We start from the raw sequence: 8,111 nt of genomic DNA, 5'->3' as shown, positions 1-8,111 counted from the left end.
TCGCAACGGGGGAAGTGGCGAGCGTAGCGAGTCGATAGGGGCGTTCGTGCAGCAGTCCCGTGCTTTAACCGCCTACCGCTCGTGACAACACCTGCGTGCATTATAGGAAGCACTGATAAATTCAGCACTGCCATCTTGGCACATCTTTTCCGCCCGCTCTGTGTCGACAAATCCTCCACATAGCCTTTGCTATGCGTCCGGTTTGTCTCCTTGATCGGACGGAAAATCTGTACCAATCTGACAGACTTCATTTTATCAGCGATTCCTATAGCATGAAAACATTTGCCTGTGAACTGCTGTTTTATATTGGTGCATCGACAATAAAAACTCTCCTGTATACACGCCGAACCTCATCAAAAATCCATTGACAATGATTCCCTGTGGTGCTACTATGATGGCGCAGGAAATCCTGCGGGAACTGTTCTGTTGAAAAGAAGTGCAATCCACCATGAAACGGCTGGTTTCCACACAGTTCGTTATGAGCCCATAGCGTCCAAGCGCATACCATTGCGTTTGGACTTTTTTGCATTTTTAGGGGGTAATCGTTATGTCAGTCAACAGGGGAAAAGTTGTCATCATCGGAACGAGCAACGTCGGCTCTGCCGTGCTCAACAAGATCGCGGACTTTCAGCTTGCCTCGGAGATCGCGCTGATCGATCTCGACATGGATCGCGCGCGCGGCGAGGCCCTGGATACCAGTCATGCCATGTCCTCTCCGTACTGTACCAACATCAAGGTTCATCCGGGCACATACGAGGATTGTCGCGACGCAGCATTCATCGTTATCACGGCAGGACCCTCCATCCTGCCGGGCGAGACGCCCGACCGTCTGAAGCTCGCGAGCACGAACACGAAGATCATGCGCTCCATCTTCTCCGAAATTGTGAAATACACGAAGGACGCCATGGTCATCATGATTACGAACCCGCTTGATGTCGCGACCTACGTCGTTTCGACCGAGTTCGACTATCCGCGTGCGAAGATCCTCGGCACTGGTACAATGCTCGAGACCTACCGCTTTCGCTACATCCTCGCCGAGCACTACGCGATGGATCCGAAGAACATCCACGGCTACGTCCTCGGAGAGCACGGCAACGATGCCTTTGTTGCGTGGTCAACCGTCAACTGTGCGGGGCTTGGCATCGACCATCTCGACGAGTACTTCCACTTTGAGAAAAAACTCGACCGCCACGATGTCGAGCAGGGGCTCATCCAAACAGCCTACAATGTCATCAACCTCAAGGGCTTCACGAATACGGGCATCGCGATGGTCGCCTGCCGCTTCATCAAGGCGATCCTCTACAACGAGCATACGATTCTGCCCTGCGCCGCCGTCATGAACGGAGAGTACGGCATGAAGGACGTGGCACTCTCCATCCCGCGCATGATCGCGCAGGACGGCATTGTGCGGGCATTTGAAGTGCGCCTTGCGGACGATGAGATGGAAAAACTCCGTCGCGCACAGAAGAGTGTCCGCGCAGCGCTTGACGGCGCGGGCGTGAAGTAAGCTTCGTGAAGCTTGACGAATACGGTATCCCTGCCCTATAATGAACATTGATAGCGTTGTCCGATGTCGAAATGAATGAAAAGAGCCGCCCGAAATTGTAGAGAGGGCGGCTCTTCTTATGGGTGTGAAAGAGGCTTGGGGAGGATTTTTATGGAACATGGAAGCTGTGTACCGCAGGGGGCGGAGGTCGTGCAGACGGGATTTCACTACACGCTGTCCCTGATCGGCGGCAAGTACAAGATGGCGATTCTCTATCTGCTCGCCGAGCATGGCGTACTTCGCCACAATGCGATTCATCGGCGGATTGCGGGCATCCCGTACAAGACACTTGCCGTCGTGCTGAAGGAACTCGCGGCGGACGGGCTTGTCGTACGGACGGAGTACCCGCAGGTGCCGCCCAAGGTGGAGTACGCCCTCACGGAGCGCGGGCGGTCGCTCATCCCGCTCCTGCACAGCATGTGCGACTGGGGCGAGCAGCATAGGGATGACTTACGATAACGCCGTCACAAAACGTGCGTAGTTCTCCGCGCTGCGTTCAATCTCCTCTGCTGCTGAGTGATAGTCCTCGCCCGGCACAAGCTCCGCACCATAAAAGGCGAAGAACGGCTGATAGTCGGCGCGGCAGTAGTATCGCAGTGTGGTCTCAAACGGAGCGAGCAGCTGCGCAAGTGTATAGTGGTATCGTCCATCGATGCTGTAATCCTCCGCGCGCACGCCGGTTGTGACCGCGAGCGCGACCTTGCGCCCCTCCAGCTTATCTCCGCCGTTCCTTCCATACGCCCAGCCGTGCGTCAGCACCTCGTCGAACCATGTTTTGAGCAGCGGCGGGCAGGAGAACCAGTAGATCGGGAACTGAAAGATCAGGCTGCTGTGTTCCTCGATGAGCCGATGCTCGCGCTCCACATCAATCCGACCGTCGGGATAGCACGCGGCAAGCGTGTGGATCGTGCAGAGGTCAGGATGTTTGCGCAGCTCCGTCAGCCATCGCTTGTTGATGACGGACTCTTCGAGATTTGGGTGCGCGGCGATAACCAATGTCTTCATAAAGAAAACCTCCATTTCTATCGTTGCATGATAGCGCATGGAGGGATGGGGTACAAGAACGCACTTTTTCGTGGGGTACTTACGAATAGGAAAGCGTCAACGAAAAAACCTCCCGCAGAAATGCGGGAGGTTTTTGCATTTGGCGTTTATTTTCCCGCCGCCTCATAGCCGACCATGAGGGCCTGCCGATGATCAGCGGCAGATGGTCTCGTTTACATGCTCTGCCACTGGAGAATACGCGCGGCATATGCTTTGGCGCTCTCCGCAATCTCCTCGTCCGTCGCCTGAAAGGATGCACCGAACAAGGCGAAATACGGCAGAAGATCAGCGCCAACATGACCGACTGTCGCTTTGAAGGGGGTGAGCACTTCATCCACGGAAAAGCCGATATCTCCGGTCCGTGTGTAATTTGTCTCCTTGTCTCCGATTGACACGGCGAGCCCGAAATTTTTGCCGACCAGCTTGCGTCCCGTTGAACCGTATGCCCAGCCGTAGGTGAACACGTCATCGAGCCACTTTTTGAGGAGAGGCGGACAGCTGTACCAATAGAGAGGAAACTGCCATACGATCAGCGCGTGTGCCTCCAGGAGACGCTGCTCCCTCTCGATGTCAATCTGCCAATCGGGATATTCCTCATAGAGCGCGTGCACCTCAATATCGTTGGGATGTTTTGCGAGTTCTTCTCTCCACCGCTTGTTGACACGCGATTCTTCGATGCATGGATGTGCCTGTACAACGAGTGCTTTCATTTAAAACCTCTTTTCTCCTGCTGCAGATGTTTGCTGTCTCTATTCTATCAGGTGCAGATCGGATGTAAATACACACAATAAAGTAAGTGTTCATCAAAGAGAAGTCCTGTGCTACAATGGGAGCCAGGAGGACTTTTGCGATGAAAACTTATCGTCTGGGCATTGAGGCTGCACTGGAAATTCTCGGCGGGAAATGGAAGGCACTGATCATCTGTCTGCTGATGTCAGGCCCCCAAAGGACGGGGGCGCTGCGCCGTCTCATTCCCGGTGTATCGGAAAAAGTATTGATACAGCAGCTGCGTGAATTGGAGCGCGACGGCATTGTCGGACGCATCGATTACGAGCAGCTTCCGCCAAAGGTCGAGTATTTCATTACAGACTATGGACGGTCTGCGGATCGGATCGTTGACGTCATGTGTGCATGGGGGCGGGAGAATATCCGCCTTCGTCGCGAACGCGGCGAGGAGATTGAACTGCTCAGCGAAGAAGAACTCCTGCTGCCGGACAAGACATGATGAGCCCCTTGCTGTATCCTGCCGCGGCTGCATGAAAAACCGCCCCGTCAAGCAATTTTTGCCTGACAGGGCGGTTTTTTCATGGGGGTCAATTTGTTTCGGATGACATTTTCGCCGCCTCATAGCCGACCATGAGTGCCTGCATATTTGCGTCGACGGTATGTGGTGGGACACGGTGGGTGACGGCTTTCTTTACGGCATCGAGCGGGACGGTGCCGGAGACGCGCGTGATTGCGCCGAGTGCGACGATGTTCGCAAAGAGAGACTTGCCGACCTTCTCAATGGCAAGCGTGGTGATGGGAACGGAGACGACGTGCGCCGCCTGCGGGACGCGCGGGACGAGCTCGCTGTCAACGATCAGAATACCCATCTCGGGATCGAGATCGCCCGCGTATTTGTCCGCCGCCGCCTGTGTCATGGCGAGTACAATGTCGGGATGCTCGACGTGCGGATGATAGATTGCGCCGTCACTGACGATGACCTCGGAGCGGGATGCGCCGCCGCGTGCCTCGGGACCGTAGGACTGCGACTGTGCGACATTCATTCCGCACGCGGTCGCCGCCTCGGCGAAGATGATGGCGGCGGTGATGACACCCTGCCCGCCTGAGCCTGAGAGACGAAGTTCCTTCTGCATATCAGAGCCCTCCCGCACGCCGCAGAATCTCGACGTTCGCCATGCCGTACTCCTCGCCCGCACATTCGTAGAGCAGCCCGATGGGGAACTTCTCCGGCGTGCGCTTCTCAGGGGGGAGCTTGTCCCATGCCGCCTTCATAACGGCGGAGTCCTTCATCCATGTGAGCATCGCGGCGGGCGACCCCATCTTATTCTTGCGCCCGTAGGCGGTTGGACACTGCACCATCGCCTCGATGAGGGCAAAGCCGTGATTTTTGAGCCCGCCCGCAATCATCTGCGTGAGATGTTTGACGTGGAACGCCGTCGAACGCGCGACGTAGGTCGCGCCTGCTGCCTCGGCGATGCGGCACGCATCAAGCGGTCGGTCGATTGTCCCGTATGGTGCGGTCGCCGTCATCTTGCCCGGCGGTGTCGTCGGCGAGGACTGCCCGCCCGTCATGCCGTAGATATTGTTGTTGAAGAGAATGACCGTCAGATCGACGTTGCGCCGACAGCCGTGCAGAAAATGGTTGCCGCCGATGGCGGTACAATCGCCGTCTCCCGTAATGACGATGACATTTAGCTCGGGGCGTGCGAGCTTGATGCCTGTTGCAAATGGGATCGCACGTCCGTGCGCTGTATGCACTGTGTCAAAGTCCATATAACCCGAGCCGCGCGAGGAGCAGCCGATGCCGGAGACAATGACGGTGTTGTCCTGCGTGAAGCCCTCCGTCCCCTCAATCGCCTCGGCAATGCACTTCAGTGCCGTGCCGTTGCCGCAGCCAGGACACCAGAGATGGGGCAGGCGGTTTTGACGAAAATACCGCTCAAAGCTGCGGTCGATCTCCGCGTGTGCATTCATGTCCGTGCTCATGCCCGCACCTCCTCGCTCATCTGACGAATCGCCGCCGTGATCTCCTGCGGCGTGAAGCTGTGCATATCGTATTTGAGACACGGGCGGACGGGCGTACCGTGCGCCGCACGCGTGACCTCACCCACGAGCTGTCCATAGTTCAGCTCCGCGACGAGGATGCTCCGCACGCGATCTGCGAGGCGTCCGACAGCGGCATCCGCAAACGGCCAGATCGTCTTGAGGCGTAGGAATCCGACCTTGATCCCGTCCGCACGCGCCGCGCGTACCGCCTCGTATGCCGTACGCGCCGTACCGCCGTAGCTGACGACGGCGTATTCCGCATCCTCCATGAAGTGCTCCTCCGTGTGGATGATCTCCTCGCCCACACGATTGATTTTCTCATGGAGACGGTGGATCAGCTGCTCCGTCACGGCAGGACTGCCCGAGGGAAAGCCTGTCTCATCGTGGAGGAGGCCTGTGACGTGGATGCGGTAGCCGTCGCCGAAACGCGCCACATCGGGCACGAGATCCTCGCCCACGGCAAAGGGCTGATAGCCCTCGGCGCGGGCCTTTTTCGGCAGACGGCGCGGATAGATGTCAAGCTCCTCGGCAGTGGGGAGCTTGACATTCTCGCGCAGATGTCCGACGATCTCGTCCATCAGCAGAATGACGGGCGTGCGGAACCGCTCCGCATAATTTACCGACAGCACCGCCAAATCGAACGATTCGCGCACACTCCACGGCGAGAGGGCGACGATCGGATGATCGCCATGCGTGCCCCAACGCGCCTGCATGACATCGCCCTGCGACGGCGCGGTCGGCTGTCCCGTCGAGGGGCCGACGCGCTGCACATTTACCACGACGCACGGGATCTCCGCACAGGCGGCATAGCCGATCAGCTCCTGTTTCAGCGAGAAGCCGGGGCCGCTCGTCGCGTCCATCACCTTTGCACCCGCGAGCGATGCGCCGAGGATCGCGCCCATCGCGCCGATCTCGTCCTCCATCTGGAGAAATGTGCCGCCGATCCGCGGCAGCAGCTTTGCCATCTGCTCGGCGATCTCCGTGGACGGCGTGATCGGATAGCCCGCGAAGAACGTCACACCTGCCGCAATCGCACCCTCGGCGACCGCCTCGTTGCCCTGCATGAGCCGTGCATTTGTCTCAGCCATCTCACGCCCTCCTCTCTACGAATATCGCAAAATCGGGACAGCGCATCTCGCACTGCCCGCACGCGATGCAGTCCTCGGGGCGGACGGGTGTGATCTTGCCGAGCAGACTCACCTCGAGCACCTTCTTCGGACAGAACGCAGCGCAGATGCCGCAGCCCTTGCACCGTTTTTCTTTGATATACAGCTCACCCTTCATGGCGTTCAACTCCCGCCGGGATGCGGAACACATCCCATCATACACAGAAAACAGTTCCATTATCCGTTACGGAGGTCTGTCCCTCCGTTCTATCTGCGGATAATTTCAATATTATAGCAGATGGAGCAGGGAAAACAAAATCGCATACTGAATACATATTTACACGATAAAATGCTTGACGCGGCGCACCCCTCGTAGTAATCTACAGGCGGAAAAGGAGGGGACTTCTTGAATTTTTATACCTATGACTATATCACGGCGCACAGCCAGTTCGGCGATAACGTCTGGTATGCGCTCTCGTTTCTCGCGCTCTCTGCGCTTCTCTTCGTGAGTGTGAAGTATCTGCGCAACCGCCTTGCGACGCGCTACCGCGACCTCATCGTCATTCTGTTTCTCACGGTTGCATTCCTCGGTGGCGTGCAGTGGAACGACTACAACCGGACAAAGAGCGATGTGGAGGCAACCTCGCGTATGGCGCAGTTCCTCCACAGCCTCAGTGTGGATCTGGATGTGCCCGTGCAAAAGATCCGCACCAACTCGACATATTTGAAACAGGGGATGCTCGTCGATGTGCAGGGGACATTTTACGCGGTGACGTTTAATGCGGACTTTACCTCATTTCAGTACGAGCAGACGCATCTCCTGAACCGCGACGTGAAGATTGTGGACAAGGAGGACTGACATGCTGATCTACGCTCTGATGCTGGGCAAGCTTGCGCTCGGACTCCTGTGTCTCATCCTCCAGATCAACCTGCTCGGTAAGGGCAACCTCGCGCCGAACTCCGCGACCGATCAGGTGCAGAACTACGTTCTCGGCGGCATCATCGGCGGCGTGATCTACAACAACGCCATCTCCATTCTGGACTTCCTGCTCGTGCTGATCGCGTGGACGCTGCTCGTGCTGGTTCTGAAATATCTCAAGATGAACAGCGGTGCGATCAAGGACTTCGTCGACGGCAGTCCCGCCGTGCTGATCGAGCGCGGCAAGATCCTCATGGATGAGTGTATGCGGCACGGGATGCTCGCGCATGACATCACGCTGAAACTCCGCATGGCGGGGGTTTACTACATCAAAGACGTGAAACGCGCCGTCCTCGAGCCGAACGGACAGCTCACCGTTATCCAGTATGGCGCGCAGAACGCCCGCTACCCGCTCATCCTCGACGGACAGTTGGACGAGGACATCCTCGAACTCATCGAAAAGGACCGCGTCTGGCTCAACGCCGAACTGCGTGCGGCGGACTATGCAGTGAAGGACATCTACATCGGCGAGTACAAGGACGGTGCGCTGATTATCCATCCGTATGAGAAAAATTGAATGCGCCACATAAAAATCTCCCGACGGCGGAAGCGGTCGGGAGATGTTTTCTACGGGAATTGCTGATAAAATGAAGGCGTTAAATTGGCGTAGATTTTTCGTTCGAACAAGGAGGAAAAATCTACGCATAAAACTATGTGGAAGATG

General features: G+C 57.0%; 11 protein-coding genes and 1 pseudogene. 5 read left to right on the top strand and 7 right to left on the bottom strand.

What is annotated here, in order from left to right; genetic code table 11:
• Nucleotides 1–104: 104 nt before the first annotated feature.
• Nucleotides 105–251, bottom strand: a pseudogene (locus HMPREF9334_RS12455) (ABC transporter substrate-binding protein); the annotation flags it as partial.
• Between the two features lie 296 nt (nt 252–547).
• Between HMPREF9334_RS12455 and HMPREF9334_RS03710 the strand changes: the two are divergent.
• Nucleotides 548–1,507, top strand: coding sequence for an L-lactate dehydrogenase (locus tag HMPREF9334_RS03710; RefSeq protein ID WP_006692160.1), 960 nt, complete (start codon nt 548–550; stop codon nt 1,505–1,507).
• A gap of 150 nt (nt 1,508–1,657) precedes the next feature.
• Complete coding sequence (locus HMPREF9334_RS03705; RefSeq protein ID WP_006692159.1) at nt 1,658–2,005, top strand: winged helix-turn-helix transcriptional regulator; 348 nt, start codon at nt 1,658–1,660, stop codon at nt 2,003–2,005.
• Here HMPREF9334_RS03705 and HMPREF9334_RS03700 read toward each other — a convergent pair.
• Together HMPREF9334_RS03700 and HMPREF9334_RS03695 are read right to left on the bottom strand one after the other, a co-directional pair.
• On the bottom strand, nt 1,997–2,551 hold the full coding sequence (locus HMPREF9334_RS03700; RefSeq protein WP_006692158.1) for an NAD(P)H-dependent oxidoreductase: 555 nt from the start codon (nt 2,549–2,551) through the stop codon (nt 1,997–1,999). The two genes, HMPREF9334_RS03705 and HMPREF9334_RS03700, sit on opposite strands and share 9 nt — an antisense overlap.
• Nucleotides 2,552–2,763: 212 nt before the next feature.
• A complete protein-coding gene (locus HMPREF9334_RS03695) occupies nt 2,764–3,300 on the bottom strand; it encodes an NAD(P)H-dependent oxidoreductase (protein ID WP_006692157.1) in 537 nt (178 codons plus the stop codon).
• A 140-nt stretch (nt 3,301–3,440) separates the two neighbouring features.
• On the opposite strand from HMPREF9334_RS03695, the gene HMPREF9334_RS03690 reads away from it, so the two are divergent.
• Nucleotides 3,441–3,815 (top strand): winged helix-turn-helix transcriptional regulator, encoded by a 375-nt coding sequence (locus HMPREF9334_RS03690; RefSeq protein ID WP_006692156.1) that lies wholly within the window; start codon nt 3,441–3,443, stop codon nt 3,813–3,815.
• An 88-nt stretch (nt 3,816–3,903) separates the two neighbouring features.
• Here the strand turns inward: HMPREF9334_RS03690 and HMPREF9334_RS03685 are convergent, their stop codons facing one another.
• Genes HMPREF9334_RS03685 through HMPREF9334_RS03670 form a run of 4 tightly spaced genes read right to left on the bottom strand, consistent with a single transcriptional unit; the run spans nt 3,904 to nt 6,646 of the window.
• Nucleotides 3,904–4,449, bottom strand: coding sequence for a 2-oxoacid:acceptor oxidoreductase family protein (locus HMPREF9334_RS03685; RefSeq protein WP_006692155.1), 546 nt, complete (start codon nt 4,447–4,449; stop codon nt 3,904–3,906).
• A 1-nt stretch (nt 4,450) separates the two neighbouring features.
• On the bottom strand, nt 4,451–5,302 hold the full coding sequence (locus tag HMPREF9334_RS03680) for a thiamine pyrophosphate-dependent enzyme (protein WP_006692154.1): 852 nt from the start codon (nt 5,300–5,302) through the stop codon (nt 4,451–4,453).
• Nucleotides 5,299–6,450, bottom strand: coding sequence for a 2-oxoacid:acceptor oxidoreductase subunit alpha (locus tag HMPREF9334_RS03675; RefSeq protein WP_006692153.1), 1,152 nt, complete (start codon nt 6,448–6,450; stop codon nt 5,299–5,301). The genes HMPREF9334_RS03680 and HMPREF9334_RS03675 overlap by 4 nt, the downstream gene beginning before the upstream one ends.
• A 1-nt stretch (nt 6,451) precedes the next feature.
• Nucleotides 6,452–6,646, bottom strand: a complete 195-nt coding sequence (locus HMPREF9334_RS03670) for a 4Fe-4S binding protein (RefSeq protein WP_006692152.1) — start codon at nt 6,644–6,646, stop codon at nt 6,452–6,454.
• 228 nt (nt 6,647–6,874) lie between these two features.
• On the opposite strand from HMPREF9334_RS03670, the gene HMPREF9334_RS03665 reads away from it, so the two are divergent.
• Together HMPREF9334_RS03665 and HMPREF9334_RS03660 are read left to right on the top strand one after the other, a co-directional pair.
• Nucleotides 6,875–7,327, top strand: coding sequence for a DUF3290 domain-containing protein (locus HMPREF9334_RS03665; RefSeq protein ID WP_006692151.1), 453 nt, complete (start codon nt 6,875–6,877; stop codon nt 7,325–7,327).
• Between the two features lies 1 nt (nt 7,328).
• Nucleotides 7,329–7,964 (top strand): DUF421 domain-containing protein, encoded by a 636-nt coding sequence (locus tag HMPREF9334_RS03660; RefSeq protein ID WP_006692150.1) that lies wholly within the window; start codon nt 7,329–7,331, stop codon nt 7,962–7,964.
• The last annotated feature ends 147 nt before the right edge of the window (nt 7,965–8,111 follow it).

The organism is Centipeda infelix ATCC 43532 (assembly GCF_000234095.1).
In the GTDB taxonomy this organism is placed as follows: domain Bacteria; phylum Bacillota; class Negativicutes; order Selenomonadales; family Selenomonadaceae; genus Centipeda; species Centipeda infelix.
Note: the sequence above shows the minus strand (reverse complement) of the source record. Positions and strands in the feature narration are given on the sequence as shown.

Bases quoted from the DNA above. Each gene is read 5' to 3' on its own strand.
- HMPREF9334_RS03710 (WP_006692160.1), top strand. From the start codon at position 548: ATGTCAGTCAACAGGGGAAAAGTTGTCATCATCGGAACGAGCAACGTC.
- HMPREF9334_RS03705 (WP_006692159.1), top strand. From the start codon at position 1,658: ATGGAACATGGAAGCTGTGTACCGCAGGGGGCGGAGGTCGTGCAGACG.
- HMPREF9334_RS03670 (WP_006692152.1), bottom strand. From the start codon at position 6,646: ATGAAGGGTGAGCTGTATATCAAAGAAAAACGGTGCAAGGGCTGCGGC.
- HMPREF9334_RS03680 (WP_006692154.1), bottom strand. From the start codon at position 5,302: ATGAGCACGGACATGAATGCACACGCGGAGATCGACCGCAGCTTTGAG.
- HMPREF9334_RS03675 (WP_006692153.1), bottom strand. From the start codon at position 6,450: ATGGCTGAGACAAATGCACGGCTCATGCAGGGCAACGAGGCGGTCGCC.
- HMPREF9334_RS03660 (WP_006692150.1), top strand. From the start codon at position 7,329: ATGCTGATCTACGCTCTGATGCTGGGCAAGCTTGCGCTCGGACTCCTG.
- HMPREF9334_RS03685 (WP_006692155.1), bottom strand. From the start codon at position 4,449: ATGCAGAAGGAACTTCGTCTCTCAGGCTCAGGCGGGCAGGGTGTCATC.
- HMPREF9334_RS03690 (WP_006692156.1), top strand. From the start codon at position 3,441: ATGAAAACTTATCGTCTGGGCATTGAGGCTGCACTGGAAATTCTCGGC.
- HMPREF9334_RS03695 (WP_006692157.1), bottom strand. From the start codon at position 3,300: ATGAAAGCACTCGTTGTACAGGCACATCCATGCATCGAAGAATCGCGT.
- HMPREF9334_RS03700 (WP_006692158.1), bottom strand. From the start codon at position 2,551: ATGAAGACATTGGTTATCGCCGCGCACCCAAATCTCGAAGAGTCCGTC.